This is a genomic window from Streptomyces sp. NPDC087422 (genome assembly GCF_044744145.1).
Classification (GTDB): Bacteria; Actinomycetota; Actinomycetes; order Streptomycetales; family Streptomycetaceae; genus Actinacidiphila.
Genome location: NZ_JBIUXT010000023.1, coordinates 1 through 20310 on the forward strand (window position 1 = coordinate 1; position 20310 = coordinate 20310).

General features: G+C 70.9%; 21 protein-coding genes and 1 pseudogene. 7 read left to right on the forward strand and 15 right to left on the reverse strand.

Annotated elements, in window-relative coordinates:
* Positions 1 to 155: DUF2199 domain-containing protein (locus ACIO6U_RS36075; RefSeq protein ID WP_401725715.1), on the reverse strand; the 155-nt coding region annotated here is incomplete at its 3' end.
* A gap of 309 nt (positions 156 to 464) precedes the next feature.
* Here ACIO6U_RS36075 and tpg point away from each other — a divergent pair.
* The gene (gene tpg, locus ACIO6U_RS36080; RefSeq protein ID WP_401725683.1) at positions 465 to 866 is read left to right on the forward strand and encodes a telomere-protecting terminal protein Tpg; all 402 of its coding nucleotides are present in this window, start codon (positions 465 to 467) and stop codon (positions 864 to 866) included.
* 250 nt (positions 867 to 1116) lie between these two features.
* Here tpg and ACIO6U_RS36085 read toward each other — a convergent pair whose 3' ends face one another.
* From ACIO6U_RS36085 to ACIO6U_RS36130, 10 genes and pseudogenes are all read right to left on the reverse strand, one after another.
* The gene (locus ACIO6U_RS36085) at positions 1117 to 1461 is read right to left on the reverse strand and encodes a hypothetical protein (protein ID WP_355343394.1); all 345 of its coding nucleotides are present in this window, start codon (positions 1459 to 1461) and stop codon (positions 1117 to 1119) included.
* Between the two features lie 499 nt (positions 1462 to 1960).
* Positions 1961 to 2506 (reverse strand): hypothetical protein, encoded by a 546-nt coding sequence (locus tag ACIO6U_RS36090; protein WP_401725718.1) that lies wholly within the window; start codon positions 2504 to 2506, stop codon positions 1961 to 1963.
* Positions 2507 to 2592: 86 nt separating this feature from the next.
* Positions 2593 to 2937, reverse strand: a pseudogene (locus ACIO6U_RS36095) (TniQ family protein); the annotation flags it as partial.
* Positions 2934 to 4004, reverse strand: a complete 1071-nt coding sequence (locus tag ACIO6U_RS36100; protein WP_401725685.1) for a TniB family NTP-binding protein — start codon at positions 4002 to 4004, stop codon at positions 2934 to 2936. The pseudogene ACIO6U_RS36095 and the gene ACIO6U_RS36100, both read right to left, overlap by 4 nt.
* Positions 3998 to 6154, reverse strand: coding sequence for a transposase (locus tag ACIO6U_RS36105; RefSeq protein WP_401725688.1), 2157 nt, complete (start codon positions 6152 to 6154; stop codon positions 3998 to 4000). The genes ACIO6U_RS36100 and ACIO6U_RS36105 overlap by 7 nt, the downstream gene beginning before the upstream one ends.
* 56 nt (positions 6155 to 6210) lie before the next feature.
* On the reverse strand, positions 6211 to 7725 hold the full coding sequence (locus tag ACIO6U_RS36110; RefSeq protein WP_401314203.1) for a hypothetical protein: 1515 nt from the start codon (positions 7723 to 7725) through the stop codon (positions 6211 to 6213).
* Entirely contained in the window at positions 7686 to 8366 is a 681-nt protein-coding gene (locus tag ACIO6U_RS36115; RefSeq protein ID WP_401314205.1) for a hypothetical protein, read from the reverse strand. The genes ACIO6U_RS36110 and ACIO6U_RS36115 overlap by 40 nt, the downstream gene beginning before the upstream one ends.
* Complete coding sequence (locus tag ACIO6U_RS36120; protein WP_401725692.1) at positions 8363 to 9031, reverse strand: TnsA-like heteromeric transposase endonuclease subunit; 669 nt, start codon at positions 9029 to 9031, stop codon at positions 8363 to 8365. Before ACIO6U_RS36120 ends, ACIO6U_RS36115 begins: the two co-directional genes overlap by 4 nt.
* A gap of 374 nt (positions 9032 to 9405) precedes the next feature.
* On the reverse strand, positions 9406 to 10644 hold the full coding sequence (locus ACIO6U_RS36125; protein WP_401725695.1) for a DNA-binding protein: 1239 nt from the start codon (positions 10642 to 10644) through the stop codon (positions 9406 to 9408).
* Between the two features lie 205 nt (positions 10645 to 10849).
* On the reverse strand, positions 10850 to 11314 hold the full coding sequence (locus tag ACIO6U_RS36130; protein WP_401725698.1) for a hypothetical protein: 465 nt from the start codon (positions 11312 to 11314) through the stop codon (positions 10850 to 10852).
* Between the two features lie 301 nt (positions 11315 to 11615).
* Here ACIO6U_RS36130 and ACIO6U_RS36135 point away from each other — a divergent pair, with 301 nt between their 5' ends.
* Positions 11616 to 11834, forward strand: a complete 219-nt coding sequence (locus ACIO6U_RS36135) for a hypothetical protein (protein WP_391052809.1) — start codon at positions 11616 to 11618, stop codon at positions 11832 to 11834.
* 62 nt (positions 11835 to 11896) lie between these two features.
* Here ACIO6U_RS36135 and ACIO6U_RS36140 read toward each other — a convergent pair whose 3' ends face one another.
* Together ACIO6U_RS36140 and ACIO6U_RS36145 are read right to left on the reverse strand one after the other, a co-directional pair.
* On the reverse strand, positions 11897 to 12577 hold the full coding sequence (locus tag ACIO6U_RS36140; RefSeq protein WP_401725700.1) for a hypothetical protein: 681 nt from the start codon (positions 12575 to 12577) through the stop codon (positions 11897 to 11899).
* Positions 12578 to 12630: 53 nt separating this feature from the next.
* The gene (locus ACIO6U_RS36145; RefSeq protein ID WP_401725703.1) at positions 12631 to 12765 is read right to left on the reverse strand and encodes a hypothetical protein; all 135 of its coding nucleotides are present in this window, start codon (positions 12763 to 12765) and stop codon (positions 12631 to 12633) included.
* A gap of 216 nt (positions 12766 to 12981) precedes the next feature.
* Here ACIO6U_RS36145 and ACIO6U_RS36150 point away from each other — a divergent pair, with 216 nt between their 5' ends.
* Together ACIO6U_RS36150 and ACIO6U_RS36155 are read left to right on the forward strand one after the other, a co-directional pair.
* On the forward strand, positions 12982 to 13977 hold the full coding sequence (locus ACIO6U_RS36150) for a hypothetical protein (protein ID WP_401725706.1): 996 nt from the start codon (positions 12982 to 12984) through the stop codon (positions 13975 to 13977).
* A 98-nt stretch (positions 13978 to 14075) separates the two neighbouring features.
* Positions 14076 to 15473 carry a hypothetical protein gene (locus tag ACIO6U_RS36155; RefSeq protein ID WP_401314214.1) on the forward strand — a complete coding sequence of 466 codons (1398 nt, stop codon included), beginning with the start codon at positions 14076 to 14078 and terminating at the stop codon, positions 15471 to 15473.
* Positions 15474 to 15518: 45 nt separating this feature from the next.
* On the opposite strand, the gene ACIO6U_RS36160 is transcribed toward ACIO6U_RS36155, so the two are convergent.
* Together ACIO6U_RS36160 and ACIO6U_RS36165 are read right to left on the reverse strand one after the other, a co-directional pair.
* Positions 15519 to 18206 (reverse strand): Helicase associated domain protein, encoded by a 2688-nt coding sequence (locus tag ACIO6U_RS36160; RefSeq protein WP_401725709.1) that lies wholly within the window; start codon positions 18204 to 18206, stop codon positions 15519 to 15521.
* 25 nt (positions 18207 to 18231) lie between these two features.
* Entirely contained in the window at positions 18232 to 18669 is a 438-nt protein-coding gene (locus ACIO6U_RS36165; RefSeq protein ID WP_401725712.1) for a hypothetical protein, read from the reverse strand.
* Between the two features lie 432 nt (positions 18670 to 19101).
* On the opposite strand from ACIO6U_RS36165, the gene ACIO6U_RS36170 reads away from it, so the two are divergent.
* From ACIO6U_RS36170 to ACIO6U_RS36180, 3 genes are all read left to right on the forward strand, one after another.
* The gene (locus ACIO6U_RS36170; RefSeq protein WP_391052825.1) at positions 19102 to 19335 is read left to right on the forward strand and encodes a hypothetical protein; all 234 of its coding nucleotides are present in this window, start codon (positions 19102 to 19104) and stop codon (positions 19333 to 19335) included.
* Positions 19336 to 19396: 61 nt separating this feature from the next.
* Complete coding sequence (locus tag ACIO6U_RS36175) at positions 19397 to 19666, forward strand: hypothetical protein (RefSeq protein ID WP_391052828.1); 270 nt, start codon at positions 19397 to 19399, stop codon at positions 19664 to 19666.
* A 150-nt stretch (positions 19667 to 19816) separates the two neighbouring features.
* On the forward strand, positions 19817 to 20029 hold the full coding sequence (locus ACIO6U_RS36180; protein WP_391052832.1) for a DUF6199 family natural product biosynthesis protein: 213 nt from the start codon (positions 19817 to 19819) through the stop codon (positions 20027 to 20029).
* The last annotated feature ends 281 nt before the right edge of the window (positions 20030 to 20310 follow it).

Genomic DNA, 20310 nt, shown 5'->3' on the forward strand with positions numbered 1-20310 from the left:
CCCCAGGAGAACACATCGTCGCTGTCGGTGACCGGTATGTCGATCATGCCCTTGACGAAGTAGTGCTGTGCTTTGATGACGCACTGGTCCGGGGACCCCGGCTTCCGCAATGTCGGTGTGGAGATCATCTGCACGCCAGACGTCGCCGACGCCATCGCGCAGCAGCTCCGGGACGCCGTCGAAGAGATCCTGGACGGCTACACCGACGATGACATCATCGACTGACAGCCCCGGCGGGCCGGCCGACCACGGCCGTACGACAGCGCCCCTTCCCGGCATTCGAGCTGCCGGGAAGGGGCGTCGCTCATCGTAGGCGGTCCACGACGGTCTGAAGGCGGCGGAGCGGGCGGAGTTCACCCGGCCGGTGCCGAAGGGCGCGGCCGTGCAGTTCCGGTTCCTCCTGACCCTGGGCGAAGGGCTCCACGGCGGCTGTGGCGGCCGGTTTGGGCACGTCCCGCCGCACGGTGCAGCGCTACCCCGCAGGCAAGCTCAAGCGGCCCCAGAAGGCGCTGCGGGCCGCGTTGGAGGAGGAGACCGCGCGGGACTGGCAGCCGGGCGTGCGTGCCCGGGTCCGCGAGCAGGCGGCCAGCAGCGGCGGCCTGCTGATCGAGGCCCGGGCCCGGTTCTGGTTCCGGGCCGCGCTCGGTTCCACCGACGACCCGCGAATCCGGCTCGTCACCCAGACCGTCTCACCGGACCACGCGGGCCGCATCCTCGCCGCCCGCGAGCGGGGCGCGACCGAAGCTGAGTTGTATGGGCTTGTTGCCAAAGCTCTGGGATATGCCTACTTCCAGAAATTCGGAGAGCGTGCGCAGGGTCCGGAGGTGGTTTTCAGCAACGTGGAATACATAGATTTCCGGTTCTGAGCGGGCCGCCCGACGGAGACCGAATTACCGGCCGCCTGAGCCGAAGCGCGACAGCTGTCACCGAGGCGGGCATGTTGTCAGCGGGTTTTGTTCCGGCGGCAGCAGGCTCGCCTCGCGTACAGAACCCGAGTGCAAGCGAAAGGCGCGCACCTGGCGGACCGTGATCCGTCAGATGCGCGCCCACGTGGCGCCCTGTCAATTCGGCGTCAGCTTCTCAGTACTGTGGCCGCGGGCGCCGGGACAATGCAACTCAGTTGCCGGTGAAGACGATCGAGCTCAGATTCGCCCCGTAAGTGGGCGTGCACGCGCCCCGGTAGAAGTTCCAATCGTGTCCCGAGGTGTCATGCACGTATCCCGTGTAGCTGTTCGAGCACACCTGGGTGGAATGCACGATGTTCATCCAGCCTGTGTTGGCGCTCCCACCGTCCCAGACGTAGCAGTAGTGGCCGCCCGAGCCGTAAGAGACGTTGACGACGGACGACAGGTTGCACGTGGAGTTCACGACCGTGGCGCTGGCCGGGGTCGCAGCGAGGGCGCCGGCGGTGGTGAGGCCGGCCACGATGGCTCCGGTTGCCAGCTTTCGGGCGAGATTCATGTGGTTCCCCCTGAGGATGTGTGCTTGGCGGGTTGTCTCCCATGCGAGCAGTGCCGCCGAGAGGCGGTGACGCGCTTTCGTGCATGACGGCTCGTTACGGGGACGTTGTGCGAGGTCGAGGCTAAGAGCTGCTGTCCTAGATCCGTCCTAGGTCCGTCCTTGCGCACTCCGTACACATGAGCGCATGTGACAAGTCGAATGCCTTGTTGGTGACAGCCAGACTGCTTCGACCGGTCCGAATCGCCGGCTCATCCCTCTCCGCTGGTGACAACTATGACGTGCCGATGATCATGGTTTTTTTGATCTTGGTTGTGCTGGGGTTGTGCAGTTGTTTCGGGTGGATGAGCGGGGGCGGGGTGTGGCCTGGTGGCGTCTGAGTGGGGGTGGGCGCTCGCTGGGGATGGGGATTGAGCTGGGCTTTTCAGGTGTGTGCAGGTGTTCTGGGTGGGGCGCGGGTTTTGCGCAGTTGCTCTCTCGGTTCCTTGAGGGAGATGCGCGGTCAGCGTGTGTTGATGCGGGTCCAGAGGGAGTCGTGGGTGGCGGGTGTGAGGTGGGTCAACTCCAGTCGGCCGGCGAGGCGGTGGAGGAAGCCTGATCGGTCGTTGTGGGTGAGGCCGTGTGGGGGGATGCGGGTGAGGGCGGCGGCGAGGGTGAGGGTTTCGGGGTAGGTGATCAGGGTCCGGCAGGTCAGGGCGGGGGATGCCGGGCCTTTTCGGGTGTGGGGGTTGGTGGTGGTGAGCCGGGCCAGGCGGGCCTGCCATCGGGTGTGTAGGTGTTGGTGGTGGTCGTACCAGCGGGTGGTGATGGTGGCGGCCCAGGTCAGGGCGGTGGTGAAGGAGGGACTGCGGGCCAGGCGCCGGTGGAAGTGGTGGGCGTGGGTGAGTTCGGGCAGGCCTGCGATGTCGAGCGGGGCGGTGTGCCGGGGGTCGGCGGCGGCTTGCTGGTGGCGGGCGCACAGGGCCGGGGTGTGGTCGGGCGGGTAGGCCCGTGCGGTGGTGGTGGCGCCGCGGCTGCGGTGGAGTACGCAGGCGGTGCACGTGCGCACGGGGCGGTGTGCGGGTTCCAGGGGCTGCCAGTGTGCGGCGGGCGGGCCCGCCGGGGCGCGGCCGGTGTGGGCGGACTGTTCGTGCGGGCCCGGGGCGAGGCGCGGTAGGGCGCGCAGCAGGTGCGGTTGGGGGGGGTGCGGGCGTGCGCGGCGAGGCGGGCCGTGGCTGCGGGGTCGAGGTGGAGTTCGGCGGTGGGAAGAGCGCCGCCGGTGCCGCGTGGGCCGGGGTCGAGGTGGATGCCGAGGCCGTCGAGCAGGTGGGGCAGGGCGAGTTGGTAGGCGGCTGCGAGACGGGTGGTGTAGGAGGCGGTGGCCTCGCCGGGCAGCGGCCGCACGCGGAAGACACCCGGTCCGGGCGGGGCCGGCTGCGTCCAGGCGGTTGCGGTACGGGCAGGCGCGGTCTGCGTCCGCGTGATGGCGACGTGGCTCACGCGGGGCGTGGCCCGCTGCCGGGCGGAGGGCCGGTTGCGGCGCGGCGGCGGGTGGGGGTGCGGGGGCGGTAGTGCTCTTCGGCGAGGTGGTCCGCCTTGATGGTGTCCAGGCTGGTGCGGGTGATCTTCTCGGTGCCGTTCAGGAGGGCTTCGATGGCGGCCTGGCGGATGAGGCGGGCGAGGCTGCCGATGCGGCCTGCGGTGCGCTCGTGAAGATAGGGGGCCAGGCGGGGCAGGCTGCCGGGTCGGTGCGCTCGCAGGTCGAGGGCGTTTTCCATGGCGGCGATCAGGTCGCGGAAGGGCTCGCTGCCGGCGTGGCGGGCGGGCAGGACACCGCAGTCGATCAGGGAGGCGCGCCCGGCGAGCTGCGCGCCGCGGACCCCGCTGAACAACGCGGTGCCGGTGACGTCGATGCCGGCGTAGACGAACGTCGCCCCGACGCGTTCGGTGACGTCCTTGAGCCAGTCGGCGGCCTCGGCGCCGCTGGTGGTACGGGGGTTGAGGCGGTGGATCTCATCGAGAAGGACCAGCTGCACGCCGGCGGCGGTGTAGGTGTGGCAGACCGCGCCGGTGATCTGGGCGGTGGTCATGCGGGCGGCGACCGGGACGCCGAGGAAGCGGGCGAACTCCGCGGCCAGGGATTTGGCGGTGGCGGCGGGCGGCACCAGGACGTAGGCGACAGGCACGGTGTCGTCACCGGGGGCGGCGCGGCGGGTGTGGGCGAGGTGGCAGACCTTGCCGACCTGCAGCAGCGCGGTGGTTTTGCCGGTGGTGGCCGGGCCGGTGAGGATCACCGAGGGCCGGGCGGTGACGCTCTGGTGCCGGCCCAGGATCATCAGGGTCCGCACGCTGGTGGAGAGGGTGTCGATGGCCGGGGTCCGCACGGTCACGAACGCCGAGTGGTAGGCAAGGCGCTGCTCCAGACTGCGCGGCGGTTCACCGGGCCGGGGCGGTGTTGGTGCGGCGGCGGCGAAGCGGGCGAAGCCGTTCCAGGTGGTGACCGCGCCCGGCTCCGTATTCGGCTGCGCCGCGCCCGCGGGGGTGCCGGTGCGGGGGGTGTTCACCACTGGTCGGCCTCCGAAGCGGCGTCGTAGAGCGCGAACGCGCCCCGGTGCGGGACGGGTTCGTCGTGGAGTTCACCGTCCTCCTCGCGGTGACCGGCCCGGGTGGCGGCGGATTCAAGGGCGTCGAGGCTGTCGCCGTGGTCCTGCTCGGCCAGACGCGCCGGTGCCTGGCCGCCGGCCGTGTCCGGTCCGCTCGCAGGGGCGGCGGTATCCGTCGTGGGTTCGCGGTCTGAGGGTGTCTGAGGGGGCATTGCTGAGATAGCGGGGCGGGCTTGGCGCAGCAGTTGGTCGAGGACATCGGCGAGGTCGGCTTCGTGGTGGTCGCGGTCGCCGCGGCGGGCGAGCGCGGTCTGGATGTGGTGCCAGGCGCGGTCGTTGAAGGGCCGGTGGACGTGGTCGCGGTGGATCCACGGGACTTCGTGGAGCTGGCCGTCGGGCAGGCGGATCCAGATCTGCCGCAGGTCGTGGGGGTGGGTGTGGATCTCCCACCGGCCGCGCCGGGAGGCGGTGGGGGAGGGCTGGCCGCGGTGGGCGTTCAGGCACGGCGCGTCGTAGGTGCGGTGGTCGATGCGGATGCCGCGGTCGGTGACGGCGTTCCACCGCACCGGCAGCAGTTCGAGCCAGTCGGCCCGGGTCAAGGTCAGCGGTACGTACCCGGCGATGCCGAGCAGGGCGCCCCACATCTCGTTGGGGGTGAGCGCGGTCTTGGGCAGGACGGGGTGGCGCAGGGCTTCGTGCCGGCGGTTCTGCCAGCACACGGTGATCCATTCGTCGAGGAGGTCTTGCAGTTGGGGCAGGGTGAAGCGGGCTTCTGCGTCCGCGCGGGGGCCGCGGCGGGTGGGGTTGGAGCCGGTGTAGCCGGCGATGTGCTGCAGGAGCAGGGTGTTGATCGCGCCGAACGTCCGCTCGACCGAGCCCTTGGCGGTCGGGGTGCGGGGAGGGGCGGGCTGGACGCTGGTGCCCAGGGTTTCGCAGGCGGCCAGGAAGGCGTGGGAGATGAACACTGCGCCGCGGTCCACCACGATCGTCTCGGGCACGACGACGGGGCGTGCCGCGGCGTGCTCCAGGCGCTGGTCCAGTGCGAGCAGCCGCTGGTAGGGCAGGTTGGCGTGGGCGATGGCCAGCGCGGCCGGCCAGGTGGGTCGCAGCGGGTGGGGGACGGCCATCTCGGCCAGGAGCAGGGCGGCGTCGACGGCTTTGGTGCCCTCCTCGCACAGCACCGCGGCCAGGACCGAGCGGGTCGCGACGTCGACGGCGATGGTCAGCTCGGGCCGCATCGGGCGGCCGTCGGCGGCGACGGCCATGACATCCAGGCGGGTGGTGTCGACCTGGACCATCTCTCCCGGCCGCAGCGCCACGGTCGTCGTGAACGGCCGGGGCGGGGTGGTGGCGGTGCGGGCGGGCCGGGCGGGCAGCTCCAGCGGGTCGGCCAGGGCGTGGACCAGCCGGTTGAACGTCGAGGCCGGCGGCAGCGCGACCGCGCCGGGGCCGTGCGCGTCGTGAAGGATCTGCCCGGTCAGGGTCCGCAGCCCGGTCAGGGTTCCTTTCGAGCGGCCGCGCTCGCGCCGCAGCGCTTCCCGCACGGCGGCCACCACCCGCTCATCCGCGCGCCCGGTGCGGCTGGCCGGCCGCCTACTGCGCTGGTCGACCAGACCCCACAGGCCCTGCGCGCGGTAGCGGCGCCGCATCCGCCGCACGGTGGCGACACTGGCCTGCGGCCAGCCCAGCGCCGCCAGTTCGTCGGCCTTGGCCTGCTCCCGGTCCGCCAGCAGCCGGCTGGGGTCGTACTCGGGCCGCGGGGTCCCGCCGCTGCCGGGGCCGCCGGGCAGGCCGGTCTCGATCTCGCGGATGTGCCGCTGCCAGGCCAGGGCACGCTCCCGCTCCCGCGCAGGCGCGCTCGCGAACAGCCCCCACCTCGGCGCGGGGGCCGGGCCGGCGGTGCCGACGAACTCGAACGCGGGATCGGCGAACAGGTGGGATGCCAGCACCGACGCGGTGCCGCCGTCCCGCCCGGCCAGCCGCACCGTGGCACCCACCACGGCCACCACCTCCCAGATGCGGCCCTCGAACCTCACCCGGGCACCCAGCTCGGCCCGCCGGGGCCGACGCGTGCGCCGCGCTGCGGGCACCTCGCCGACGTCCGGGGCGGCCATTGTGGCGTCTGCGGCGTGTTCGGTCGTGGCAGTGCCGCCCGCAGGGCCGTGTCCGCTCACCACTGCTCGGCCTCCAGGTCGGCGTCGTACACCGCGAACGCGCCCCGGCCCGTTTCCGGTTGGCCGTCCACACCGCCGCTATCGAGGGCGTCGAGGCTGTCCTCGCCGGTGTCCCAGTGCGCAGGCGCGGTCTGAGCCTGCGCCGGCGTCGTTCGCCCGGCATCTGATGAGCTGCCTTCGTCGTCACCGCCCGCACCGGCCCGGCGGGCGTGCCCGGCCGCCGTCGCGTGGGCCGGCCGCTGTGCCAACGGGCCCGCGCCTGCGAGTGCGACGGATCCGGTGGCGGGTCCGGTCCGGGCGCGGGTGAGGAGCTGCCCTGCGGCGTCGGTGAGGTCGGCCTGGTGTTGTGCGCGGGTGGTCCGCTGCTCCACCACCTGCACGGTCTGCCGCCGCACGGCGTCGTCGAACGGCCGCTGCGCGTAGTCGCGGTGGATCCACGGGACTTCGTGGAGGTGGCCGTCGGGCAGGCGGATCCAGACGTGCTGCGGGTCGTGGGGGTGGGCGTGGATCTCCCATTTCCCGCCGCGGGAGGCGACAGGCGAGGGCTGGCCGCGGTGGGCGTCCAGGCACGGGTGGTCGTAGGTGCGGTGGCCGATGCGGATACCGCGTTCGGTGACGGCCTGCCAGCGCACCGGCAGCAGTTCGGGGTAGTCGGCGCCGCTCAGCGGGACCGGCACGTATCCGCACCAGGCCACCAGCGCGCCCCACATCTCGTTCGGGCTCAGGGCCGCGCCGCTGATCGCGGGGTGGCGCAGGTCCTCGTGCCGGCGGGTCTGCCAGCAGGCGGTGATCCATTCGTCGAGCAGGTCCTGCAGCTGCGGCACACTCCACGGCGCCTGGTGGGCGCCGCCGCGGGTGCGCGGGCCGGCCCTGCCGGTGGTATCGGGCGGCCCGGCGACGTGCCGCGCGAACAGCGTGTTCACGGCGGCGAGGGTGCGCTCGGCGGCGCCTTTGGTCCCGGGCCGGCGGGGCGGGGCCATCTGAACGCTGACACCCAGGGTCTGGCACGCGGCCAGGAAACCGCCGGACCCGGTTGTGCCTGCGCCGTCGACGACCAGGGTCTCGGGCACCACCACCGGCCGTGCGGCGGCCGCCTCAAGCCGCGCGTCCAAGGCCAGCAGCCGCTCGTAGGGCACGCTGGCGTGCCCCATCTGAAGCGCCGTCGGCCAGTTCGCGCGCACCGGGTGCGGCACCGCCATCTCCGCCAGCAGCACGCCGGGATCCACCGGCCCGTCGCCCTGCGGGCACAAGCCGGCCGCCAGGAGGGAGCGGGTCGCCAGGTCCAGCGCGATCGTCACCTCCACCGCCACCGCGCGCCCGTCATCGCCCACCGCCGTCACATCCAGGCCGGCGGTGGCGATCTGGACCCTCTCACCGGCCCGCAGTGCGGGCTCGGGCACGGACCCGCGGCGCGTCGCGGTGGCGGTCCGCGCGGGGCTGCCGGGCCGCTCCAGCGGATCGGCCAGGGCGTTCACCAGCCGGTACAGCGAGGAGCGGGCCGGCAGTTGCACCTGCCCCGGCCCGTGGGTGTGGTTGAGGATCTGCTCCGTCGCTCGATGATCTGCCGGATGCTGGTCCTGGACCGACCGCGCCGCCGGCGCAGTGCCTCCAACACCGCGGCAGCCACGCGTTCGTCGCCGCGCCCCCGGCCCGCCGTCTGGCGCATGGAGCGTTTGTCGACCACGCCCCACAGCCCCTGCTTGCGGTAGTCCAGGCGCATCTTCTGCACCGTGGCCCGGGAGACCCGGCTCCAGCCCATGCCGGCCAGTTCTTCGGCCTTGGCCTGCTCACGCATCGCCAGTGTCCACCGCCCGGGGTCGTACTCGGGACGGGGCACGCCACTGTCGCCGGGCCCGCCGGGCAGGCCGGTTTCGACCTCACGGATGTGCCGCTGCCAGGCCAGCGCCCGCTCCTGCGCGGGCAGCGGAACGGTCTGGAACAGCCCCCATTGCGGCGCCCCGGCCAGAGGAACTCCGACCACCTGAAACTCCGGGTCGGCGAAGAGCACGGACGCCAGCACCGAGGCCGTGACCCCCTCCTCGTCGATCAGCCGGACCGTGGCACCCACCAGGGCGCCGACCTGCCAGGTGCGGCCGTCGAAGACTACCTGCGCACCGGGCTCCACCCGCCGCGCACCGCCGTTGCTGCTCACCGCGCGCTGCGCTCCCGCCCCTGGTTCCGGTCGTGTTCGGACGTCTGCGCCGGTTTCCCCGGGCCGACGAGGGACCGCTGGTGCAGCGGCCGGTCCAGGGCCGTGTCCAGCCGGCCGGTCCACAGGGCGTGGAAGACGACGGGCAGGACCGCGACCGGGTCGCCGCATGCGGCCGCGCCCTCCTCCAGCGGAGCGGGCTCGGCGAACGCTGCAGTCACGGCGGCGACCAGGCCGGGTGTGCCGGCGTTGCGGGGGTGGCGGTAGCCGGCCGGCCACCTCAGGTTCGCCGTCACCACCGGACCGGGCAGGGCCAAGCGCCGGTAGGACCAGCCCACCGCCGTACACGCCGCGGCCACGATCTGTGCGGCCCGCAGCGCCCGGATCCCGCCCGCGTCCGGTACGGCAGGGCAGTCGGCGAGCAGCCCGGTGCCGTCGGCGTAGCGGGCGAACAGCTGCGGCACCCACGACCTGGGCCGCCCGTCGCCCGGGTCGCGCCACACCAGCCGCACCGGCCGCGCCGCAAGCCACACCACCGCAGGGTCGCGGTCCAGGACCATCAGCTGGGTGCGCATCGCCACCGAGCCGTGCATCACGTGCCCGCCGGTCGTCGCCGACCACCACCCCGGACCCCAGCTGCGCCCGGGCACCACCGGGAACCGGGCCACCGCCGGCTGGTCCTCCCACCGCACCGCGCCGGCCGCCTGATCCCACCGCCGCTGCACCAACTGCCCGCCGGGCCTGCGAAGACCGCCTCCGCCGAGGCCGCCGCCCGCTCCGCTTCGGCCGGAGGCCACGGTAACGGCTGCGGGGGCGGGGGTAAGGCGGGGCCGCCGGGCCCCGGCGGGTGGTGCGTGTCGATCATGTGCTCCGGTCAAGCGTGCCCGTGCGCGCGGACCGCCGAATTCGGCCAACTTCCGCCGCACACCGCCCGGTTCGCCCGGACTGCCGATGATGGCGCAGGCCGGCTGCCGGTGTCAGTGCAGACCCCTGCCCTGCTCGTGACGCTCCCCCGGCTGCCTGCTGACCACGCCCGTCCCGGTCACTGCGCGGTGTATGCGGCGGCGGCGCGGCCGTGTCGGTCGCGGAACAGGCGCCGGACCATGGGCGCAGCGCAGCGCAGCGCCGCGGCCCGGCCCGGCCCGGCACCGCCGCTGCTGCCGCTTCCGCGCGCGGCTGCGGCCTGTTCGGCCAGGGCGCGCAGTTGGACCCGGGCTGAGGCGGGGCGGTGGTCGGCGCGCAGCCACCACGGGTCCAGCCCGTACCCCTGGGGGTGCTGCTGCCCGCGGCGGATGCGGGTGAACGCGCCCATACAGTCCAGCAGCGGCCCGGCATGCAGCGGTCCGCCCAGCACCAGCCCCGTCTGCGGGGCCTGGCGGACGTCGGCCAGCCAGGGCCGTCCCAGCCTGCCTGCGAGTTCGCGGAAAAACTCCCCGTCCGGCCGGAACGGGCGCACCAGCCCGCCCGCCCCGTGGTCCTCCCAGATCCGCTCCTGCATGCCGGGGTCGAGCAGCACCGCGGCCAGCGCCACGGTTTCGGGGAAGACCACTGCGTCGCGGGCGATGATCCGCCACCACCAAAACCGCGGTCCGGCGTCCCCACCTGCGACCGCATGGAGCCGGGCCGGCCAGATCCGCTCCTGCTCCCAGTTCAGGGCCTGTTCCCACCACGCGCAGACCACGGCGTGGGCCAGGGCGAACACCCGCCCGGGATCGGCCCCGGCAGCGGCCGCCTGCCGGGCCACCTGTGGCCAGGCCCGCTGCGCCGCGGCAAGCTCGGGGGCCGCGCGCAGGTCGAGGTTGCGGTGGCGGTGCCCGTCCCCAGCGGTGAGCATCCACCGCTCGTGGCGGGCGCACGCCCGCTGCCACGGCGCGACGTACCGCACCACCACGGTGTCGTGGCCGGTACGCGCCGCCGTGCACAGCCGGCACCCGTACGCCACCGGCCCATGTTCCCCGGCCGAAGCGACTCTCCACCGGCCCGCTGGGCTGCGGGAGTCTTCGGTTTCCCCGGCCTGGCCTGGGGAAACCGCCTCGGCTGGCTGCGGTTCGTCGGCGAACGCGGGCAGCGCCCGGGCCAATGCGTGTTCGCCGAGCCCGCCCATCTGGGCGAGTAACTGCTGGCCGGCCGGGTTCAGCAGCACCTCGGTGTCGTCGCGCGGGCCGGCGTGGTCCCGCGGCCGGGTACCGGTCCAGGTCCACCAGGGCAGCAGCGCGGCGGGTTCCATGCCGTAGCGCCTGGCGAGCCGGGACAGGTACGACCACGTCGTCTCCCCGGTCACCGGGGCGACCCGCAGCATCGCTGGCCGGAGGGCCGGTTGGGCTTGGGCAGCACTGTGGGGACCGGCGGCCTGATCGGTATGTGCCGGGCGCCGCTCCCGCGTCCTGGCACCGGGGACACGGCCCGGGGGAGTGGACTCGGTCATGATTCACCTGCTCCTGCGCTGGTGCCGGGGCGTGCCCAAGACAACGGGCGGCCGGGGAGGGTTACGGCTGGACGGACTTCTGGGTGTGGCGGATGAGTTGCCCGGTGCGTTCTCGGTAACCGGCGAGGGCGTCGGGCCGGCCGGGCAGAAGGAGAGTGAGCGCGGTCTGGTAGGCGGCGACGGTGGGCCAGGCGGGGCTGCCGCCGTCAAGGGGCATGTGGCGGCCCCACTCGTCCCACATGGGGTCGGCCAACGCCGTGACCATGGCGTCCGGGACTGCTTCGACATCGAGTCCGGTCGGCGGCGCGGGCAGGCCGGCCTGGGCGGCGGGGCCGAGGTGGACGAGGACCAGTTCGAGGGCCGCGGATGTGGCGGTGACCAGTTCCACCGCGCGGCGCAGGGCATGGTCGGGCGCGGCCTGTACCGCGTGCTGCAGTACCGCCCAGCCCCCAGCCAGCGGGAAGTCCTTCCACGTGCCGCCGCCACCGGCAGCGCCCGGCCCTGACGGGAGGCTGCGGCCAGCCACGTGGCCCGGGCCACGGTCTGGGGCAGCAGGTGCGAGACGGTGCCCTGGCCGCGCCCCAAGTGCTCGCGGGGGTGGGGCGGCAGATAGTGCGCTGCCCGCCAACGCTCCAACTGGGCCTGGGAGACGGTCAGTCCGAGGTCGGCGAGTGCGGCGATGAGCGCAGCATCGGCGCCGGAGGGCACGGAGCGGGTCACCTGCCTCACGTTACAGCCCCGCGAAGTTCCAGCCGGAGGCCGCCGGGCGGTGTGAGGAGATGGCACCAGGCGCCGCGCACAGCGACGCCGGGAAGGAAACGATCACCATGCCGGCCACTACGCCGACCGCCTTGACTGCCGTGCTCGCCGGCCTGCCTCCTGCCGCCATGGCGCTGTTCCTGCTCGCGCGTTGGGGCCGGCCGATGGTCCTGCTGCTCGGACTGCTGGCGTCCCTGCGCGGGGTCAGCGGCGCTCACCGGGCGGCGATGTTCGGCCAGTTCGCACGGGCCCTCCACCGATGCCGGAGCCACCCGCCGGGCACCTGACCCGGCGACGAGAACGATCGCGTGACGGGTGGCTGCCCGTGCCGCTGCTCAAGCTGACAGGGTCAGTACAAGGCGATGGCTTCTACGACGATGGCCGGTCCGCTGATGTAGGCGCGGACGTCTTCTTCGGGCAGAGCAATCCCTACGTCCGCCCAGCTGCTGCGCAACTGGGCTAGGAGCCCGTCCACCTGCGTCATGAAGATCCGCCGCAGCATGAATTCCCAACCCGACAGCAGCCACTCCTCCGCGCTGAGGTACCCGTCGGGTGAGCCGTCGACCATCCGGGACACCGTGCCGAGAACCCTGAGATCGCCTTCCACGCGATCCGCGGACGCCTCGTCGATGAAATGGTTCGGACGCACGTTGACATACACCTTCTGCGGCAGCCCGGATCCTTCAAGTTCCAGCAGGACCGGCACAGGCGGCAATTCGTTGTGCAGGTAGACCCGCTTCATCTGTTCCTGCAGGACAGGGTCTGTCTCGTCGAGCACGGCAGGCAGGTCCCGCAGGTCTTCCAGGGCCATGTCCTCCAGCACCCGGCGCAGGACGAAGAAAAGCTTGCCGAAGTGACTGGCCGACGTGATCCTCGTGATTCCCTCGATCTCCACCAGGTCATCGCGGGCCAGAACGGTCTCCGGCGCAGGACGGGACTTGACGGCGCCCATCGCAATCAGACTGTCGATGACCTTGCTGATCTTCGCCTTCGAGTTGGGCTCAAGGCTGTAGGTGGACTGCCGTTCCACGTCGCTTCCCCGCGAGGCCTCCGCCCCGGCACCCATCCCGCCCGCGCCGAGCTTCAGCTTTCCCCGCCCGATCGCCGGTTCGTCGTCTTCTCCACGATCTCCTCACGCTGCGACACCTCGACTTCGTGGTAGTCCGCGTGCCCGAGAAGCGTGTCCGTGTCCAGATACAAGGGAGAACGCAAAGCCATGCCGGAAGTATCACATAGGCCGCGGACCCACCTCCGCGCGTGGGCCGGCACAGCACCGGGCCCCCGAGAGTATCTGCTGCCTGGGGGCCTGGTGCGCGGGTCTGGCTATCCACACTGCCCGGAGGCGGCTACGCCTGCGCCCGACTGGTCGCGGCCCGGCGCACAAAAGCGTTAATACGGTGCGCAAGGCTTCGCCGGCATCCATAAGGTTCTGGGGTGGCAGCCAGCGATTACCTTCTCAAGCTCGTTCGGACAGCACTGGACTCCTTCGATGAGGATCCCTTGGAGGTATCGGTCCGCCGCGCCGTGCGGATCGCGAACCTGATGGGCGACACCAAGTACGCGGTGCGGCTTGCGCTGGACCTCAAACCTACGGGCGGGGACCGCGAGACGAACGGTGAGATCTCGCGCATGCTCATGGCCGATCCCTCGGCCTGGGGGTCGATGACGGGACCCGCAGAGCAGGCCGCTGCGGCATGGATGAATGATCGCAAGATCGACGGCAGTGACAACATCGACCCCCACTCGCTCGCCGAGCTGGAGTTCTGGGATAAGGAACTCAGTAATCTCAAGGAGAGCGGCGAGAAGATCGACTACGGCAGCGACCTGACCACGCGGCAACGCTCGACACGGATCATCGCTCGGACCCGGCAGCTGACGTTCGCCCTGCTGTGTTCCTGGGAGCGCCGCCTCGACTACAGCGGCATCAACGAGTCCATCTTCGGCCGCTACCGCGTCAAGGTTGACGCGCTGCTCGCTGATGGTGTGCCCGACCTGCTCCAACAGTTCAGTGCCATCTACCGCCGACTCCAGGAAGCAGCTGACAACGCACCCGAACGGGACGTCACCGAAGAACTGTCACAGGCCATCACGACGTGCCGCCGCATCCTCAAAGCAGTCGTTGATCACGTACTTCCTGCGCAGAAGGAACCCGCCGAGGGCGGGCATAAGCTCGACGAGCCAAGCTACCGCAACCGGCTGTTCGAGTTCACTAAGCGAGTCATCCAAAGCGATTCCAAGCGCGAACTGGTCGATGCCATCGTCGCGGGTCTGCACGATCGCTTCGCGGCGGTCGACAAGATGACGAACAAGGCAGTCCATGCAGAGGTCGCGATCGAGACTGCCAACCTGTGCGCGTTGAACACGTACATCGTTTGTGGCGAGGTCCTCAGCCTGTACACGCTCGCCACCGCGGACCCGGCGGGGGCATGACCATGAGCCGACGTTCCACGCTTCGGGGGCCGCAGGGGCCGACAAGATCTGCCCCCTCCACGGGCAACGGCTGGATCGGCTTCGAGCCGTCGACACCCATGACCACGTCTGTCACTCGATACCTGAGCACCGCGGGATGGCAGGTCCGCCGGGACGGGACGGCGTACCGGCTTCGCACCGAAGAGTCGTACACCCACCGGACCCCTGTCCTGCTGGACGCCAGGCCCGTTCCGGTCCGCGGTCCCGACGCCTTCCGCCATCTCGCGTCTCTCTCCGAGCAGCCCCCGGGCTGGACTCCCATAAGCGAGACGATTCAGCGGCTTCGCTACCAGGACGACTTGGCATCTCGCGTAGCGGAGTTCGAACTGCTCTTCCTGCAGACACTCCCTGCGGACCTGCCTGGGGTGATGCGGGAGTTCTTCGACAACCGCGCCGTCCCGGCCTTCCCGGACTCGCAACTGTCCGTCATCTACATGTCGCAAGAACTCGTTAGCCGCTACACCCTCATCCGAGGCCTCATCTCAGTGGAGAACAACCCAGCGCTCGCTGGAGACGCCAGTGACGGACTTCCCGCCGCACGGGCACTGGCTACCGGCGGGATATTCGGCGCGCAGTCGTACCTCGGTGCCGCACTGAGCATCCTGGCCCCGTACGTCTACGCGGTACCAGGACCCCGGATTCGCGCAGTGGGGATCTGGTCCTTCGCTGACCTGGCCCCCGGAGCCACCTGGCCCAGCAACCAACTCATGGAGGCGCTGAAGATCAGCGATGAGCGCTTCACAGGCTCCTACCAGCGCAGCGGCCAGAATCGCCCCGACCTCACCGGAAGTCAGCTGAGCGCCTTCCTTACCTGGTGGACCGCCCGCCTTAACCAGGTCCTGGTTATTGCAACCGACCCGGCACGCTTTGCAGGGAACACCAGCACATACGATCCAGGCCGCCACTGGCAGTACCTCGCCAGCCTCGAACGTGTCCTGCGAGACGTCGGCGAAGTCATGCTGGCCACCGAGCAGAACGAGACCACACGGCTACGCGCCGCCTACGACGCTCTGAACGCCATGGAAGGCATGAGGATGAGAAAATTCAACGTAGCCGTCACGCCGAGCAAAGCGTCCAAAGCGTTCGACTGGCTCAGCCAGAAGCTTCCGCCTGACGTCGCTGCAGTGGCCCTGCCAGCCTGCCGCCGGGGCGTAGAGGCTCTCGCCCAGGTCAAAGATGGATTCGCTCCTGGGCGTTACGTAGGGTCCAACGGTCTTGCCGGGCTCCCCGGAAAGAACGGCAGCGTAGACCGTTCTTGGGACAGCGCTACGGCTGGGTATATGAGCTTGGATCGCAACAGCCTGCACTCCTACATGAACCACACCCCCGAAGAGAAGGCCATACTGCTGTCCCACACAGGTCACCTTCCGCGTGGACTGGCGAACATTGCGCTCCTGTGGCTCATGAGGCTGCTCGCCGATCCGGACCAGCTCAAGCTCACCTTGCCCTCGGTATGAGTCGGCGGGGCGACCGTGCTGCCACCTCGGTCGCCCCCGACGGTTCTACGCCCATTCGACGCCCAGCCCCCGCAGCGCGCCCAGCTGCTCTGGCGTGAGTTTGTCGCGGCGGCTCTTGGTGTTCGAAATCCACACACCCAGCTTCACCGTCACCGGTTCCGTCTCGCCGTCGACCGTGATCTGCTCACCGTGTCCGCGCGGGACCGCCCGCTGGCCTTCCCGCTCCACCCACTGCGTGAGGGCTGCCAGGCCCCGCTGGAACGCTTGCGCCGCCTTGCCTGCCCTGTTCGCCGTGCCCCCGGCTGCCGGGGCGGGAGACGGGGCCACAGGGGCGTTGATTCCGAGCGCGGTCAGCCGCTCCTGCTGCTCGGGCAGCAGCTGCTTCCAGGTGCCGGGTTCCTGTTGCCGCCACCGCCACTTGCCGATGTCGTCGCCGTCCCAGATCACGCCCGCCGCGAGGTAGGGCAGGCCGCCCTCGTCTTCGGCGATGTCGGCCAGCACCCGGTAGTGGCGCTGCCAGTCCAGCGGCCAGGGGCAGTCCCAGTCCGGGTCGATCTCCGCGAGCTGCGCCGCGCGCACGGCGGCCCGTTCCGGGTCCTTGCCGAGCCCGTTCTTCGCTCCCTTTCTGCGCAGGTTGGCCATGTGCTGCCCGATGGGCACCATCGACTCGCCCTCGCCCCACACCGCGTCCTGACGCGGCGCGAGATGGCCGGTGGCCCGCCGGTAGGACCGCAGTGCGGACAGCTTGGCCTCCCACGCCTCCTCACCCGGCTCCCAGACCATCCCGGCGGCCGGTTCGTCCAGCAGCTCCTTGCGGCGCGGCTCCAGCTCCCCGGCCCGCGCCGCCTTCCTCTGCTGATGAACCCACCGCCCCAGCGGGAAGTCCGCCGTCACCCCCACGGCCGTCTCGGTGTCATACGGGACGGCGTGCAGGCCGGTGATCTCGTTCTCCGCCCGCCACCGGACCAGGGCCCGGTAGCCCTCCAGCCACACCAGCGAGTCGGGCGTGTAGACGCGGGTGCGCAGGAACGCGGCGATGGTGGCTGCGTCGCGGGGGCTGGCGAAGTGCAGCAGCGCCGACTCGACGGCGGCCTGCGTGTCGTCCTGCTCCTGGTCCTGGCCGTCGCCCTCGCTGCCAGCCCCGGTGATCCGGCCGTCCTGGTCACGGTGCACGTGGACCTTGCGCTTTCCGCGGGTGAGGGCGCGGGAGGCGAGCTGCTCCACCAGGCGCTCGTCATGCGAGCGGAGCCCCTGGAGCACCGCTGCGAGGGGGGCGAAGCTGGCGGAGGCGACCATGTCGTTCGGGTCCTCCCCGGCCTGGAGGAAACACGGCACGATGATGCGGGCGACCTTGGTGGTGCCGTCGGGGTTGGGGCGCAGCGCGCGGCCGATGTTCTGGACGATCTCGACCTGGGAGCCGCGGGTGTCGGCGAAGCAGATCGCCTCTACACCCCGCTCGCCGCGGATGTCGACGCCCTCCCCGAGGACGCGAACGCTTGCCAGGAAGGCGCGGTGGACGCGGCAGCTGTTGGCGTCGATGCCGCCTGCGAACTGCCGCAGCGCCTCGCGGCGTTCGGCGACGGTGTGGTCGCCGCACAGCCACGCGGACCACACCCGGTCCGGGGGGACGTGGCGGCCGGCCTCCAGGTCGTACAGTTCCGCGCCGATCGACGACGCGGGCAGGCGCTTCACCTTCTTGTCCGCCTCCGCCAAGTCCTCATCGGACATCTCGGTGGCGTACAGCTCCGCGGCGGTCTCGGGCAGTTTCTCCGCGAACGCCTCGGCTTCCTCCACCCGCTGGTGGAACGTCATGACGGTGCGCAGGTTGTGCGCGGCCGCGTGCTCCAGGAGCGCGGTCTGCAGCAGCGCCAGGCGCCGGCCCCGCAGCGACTCCTCCGACAGCCCCAGGATCGGCGAAGGGTCGCGGATCTCCAGCACGTCGATCTCGAACCCCGCAAGGATTCCCCGCTCCACAGCTTCCGAGAGCCCCAGCTCCGCGCCGGGAAGCCAGGCCCCGAAGGTTCCCTCCGGGTCATCAGACATCGAAGCCAGCAACGGTGCCTGGCCGTCCGCATCCTTCTGCTTGCGGACCGGCGCCAGGATGCGGGGGGTGGCGGTGAGGTAGAGGCGGAAGTCCGCGGGGATGCGCGCGTTGTCGTGGATCGCCGCCCACGGCCGTCCGAGATCACCCGCCGTACCGTGGGCCTCGTCCACGATCGCGAGCGAAAAACCGTTCATGCGCTGGCCGTAGAGCCGGTCCCCGCCCGCCAGGGCGGCCTCCAGCGGCCCGCGCACCTTCTCCCGCCCCGACGCGTCCGGATCCTCGCGGTCCACGAGAGAGGCGTACGTGGCGAACGCCACGACCGGCCCGGACCCGGCCCACAGGGCGAGCTGGATCGGATTGGTGGTGCTCCGCACACCCAACTCGCCCAGCACTGTGTCCCCCTCCAGGGAGCACACCGCGACCATCGGGGAGCGGTGGCCCACCGCCCGCCACGCCTGGGCGGTCTGCACCAGCAGGTCCAGCGTCGGGACGGTGACCAGGATCCTGCCGTCCGGGAAGGACTCCAGCGCGCTCGCAGCAGCCATGATCGTTTTACCGGAACCGGTCGCGGACACGATGGTGCCCCGCTCCCCCCGCTCGGGCACAGATGATCTTGCGGGGAATCCGACCCACTTCCGGACAGCCGCCTTCTGCTTCACCTGGTGTTCCTTGAGATGAATCGCAGACATTTTCCTTGCCTCCCCTTACGCGAATTCAGGCGATCTTGTGCGGGTGGTTATAGGGCCGGTCGTCAATCCAGGTGGCCACGTTGCATTTGTGCCAGCCCTCCGGTTCCTCGCGCCGCGGGGCGTCGCCCTCGTAGTGGCCGGCCTCACGGGTGCACACGATGACGTCGCCGGTGGCGTACTCGATCGTGCGGGCGTTGCACAGCCCGCCCGCCTCGCCCAGCGCCTCCAGGACCCGACGGCGCTCCATGGCGTTCGGGTACGTACGCGGCAGGACCGCCTGCCGGACGAACGCCTCCAGGCGCTCCAGCCCGGCCCGCTCACCCCGCCTCACATCCGCAAGACGTACAGCCAGTTCAGCAGCCCTGGCTGACCGGCCGCCCCGCCGCGACCAGTCCCGGTCCGCGATGCCCACCAAGGCCTCGCTCACGGCCGTCACCCCGGCGTCCCAGCTGTCCTCGAACACCGGCCCACGCGAGCGCGGCACCATGCCCCCCCAGCCCCACCACCTCGCTCTGCGCACCGGCGACCGCCCCGGCCTCCAGCGCGGCCACCAGGCCGTCCGGCGCGCCCTGTGCCTCCAGGAGCGCGAAGAGCCGCAACCGGGCATCGACACCAGAGGTCTGGTGCTGTGTCACCCTGCGCACAGAATCGCTGCTCAGGTCAGGGTCTGCTCCGCTGGATTCTCCGTGGCCGGTCATCGGCAATCATTCCTATCGAATACCGGGGAAGGCTTCCCGATGGCCAGAGGCTGTCCCATTTTTCCGCCAACAGTACATGCTGCATCATTCTGATGCACGCAGTACGCTGGAACCCGCGCGAGCGAGCCCACCTGGGTCGGCCCTGCCCCCGCACTGTGGGGATGATGAGTGTGCTGTTCGTAGGGCAGGAGGCAGGCATGGACGAACCTGTGAACACTGCCAGCCCGGCCCGCCTGGGAAGACGGCGGCGTTGGTCGATTCGCCTGTGGGTGTTGAGCTTGGCGGTCTTTTACGCAGGCTTCCTGACCGGCCTCCTCCTTGGGGGCATGACGGGTATGGCTCTGGCGGTGATGATCACCAGCGCTGTGCTGCTTACGACTGCAGCCGTTATTGGCGTATGGCTGACGTTGTACCGCAGTCAGCAGCCCTGACCTCCTCCCTCCTAGCTTGCTGGCCCGGTTGTTGGGCCTCCCGCCCGGGCAGAAGCCAGGCATGAAAGAACACCGCATAGCCCGGTACCTGCTGTCCGGCCCGAATGTGCGAATGCTGCGTTTGGGCTGCTGGGTCTATGGGGTCTTGTCGTTGCTGGCTGTCACTGTGTTTTTCTCTGATCTCGCCGCGAAGGGGGAGACGGCCCGGGAACTGTGCGGCGACATTCCGCTTGCTCTCCTGTTCCCTTGCCTCTTCCTCCTGACGTGGTACCAGCTTCAGCGCAACAGGGGCGGCCGGAAGAAGCCGGCCTTCCCCGCGAAGGACCGCTAGCCCGCTTGTTGCCCGACCGTGTGCGGGGTGCGGGTACGCCTATCCTGCCGGTTTGCTGGGCCGTGTTTCCAGGTCAACCGGGGGCATGCGGTGCTCATGAATCAGAACCCGTTCGTGCAGCTAGCATCCGGAGACGGTGCGCGTGGCCCCATGCTCGTAGTGGTCGCGTGCATCTTCCTTGTGATGGGCGTGCTCCAGGTGTTCCGACCTCAGTTGTTGTGGAGAGCGAACAGGCGCCTGCAGGAGGGCTGGGTGAGAGATCCTGCAGGGACAGAGCCCACGGCCAGGGGCTATGCGGTGCAAAGGATAATCGGCGTGGTGTTCCTGGCGGTCGCCGTATGGGTCCTCATCCAACAGCTCTGATCCCTCCTCAGGGGCTGGCTCGGCGCCCGCCCCTGCAAGCCTTAAGCCTTTCTCGGCAGCTGCTACGGAGCGCGGAGCGCTCCGCCTGATCCCGAGCGGAGCGAGGGACCAAATCCGTCACCCGGCCCGCGCAGCGGCCCAGGTGACGGAGCCTCACCCCTGGAGCGAAGCGGAGGGGGTGGCCCGGCGAAGCCGGGCAGACCACGCGAAGCGTGGTCACGCAGAGCGCAGCGAGGCGCTGCGCTGCACAGCGCGCAGCGCTGTGGTACCCGCTCCGCGGG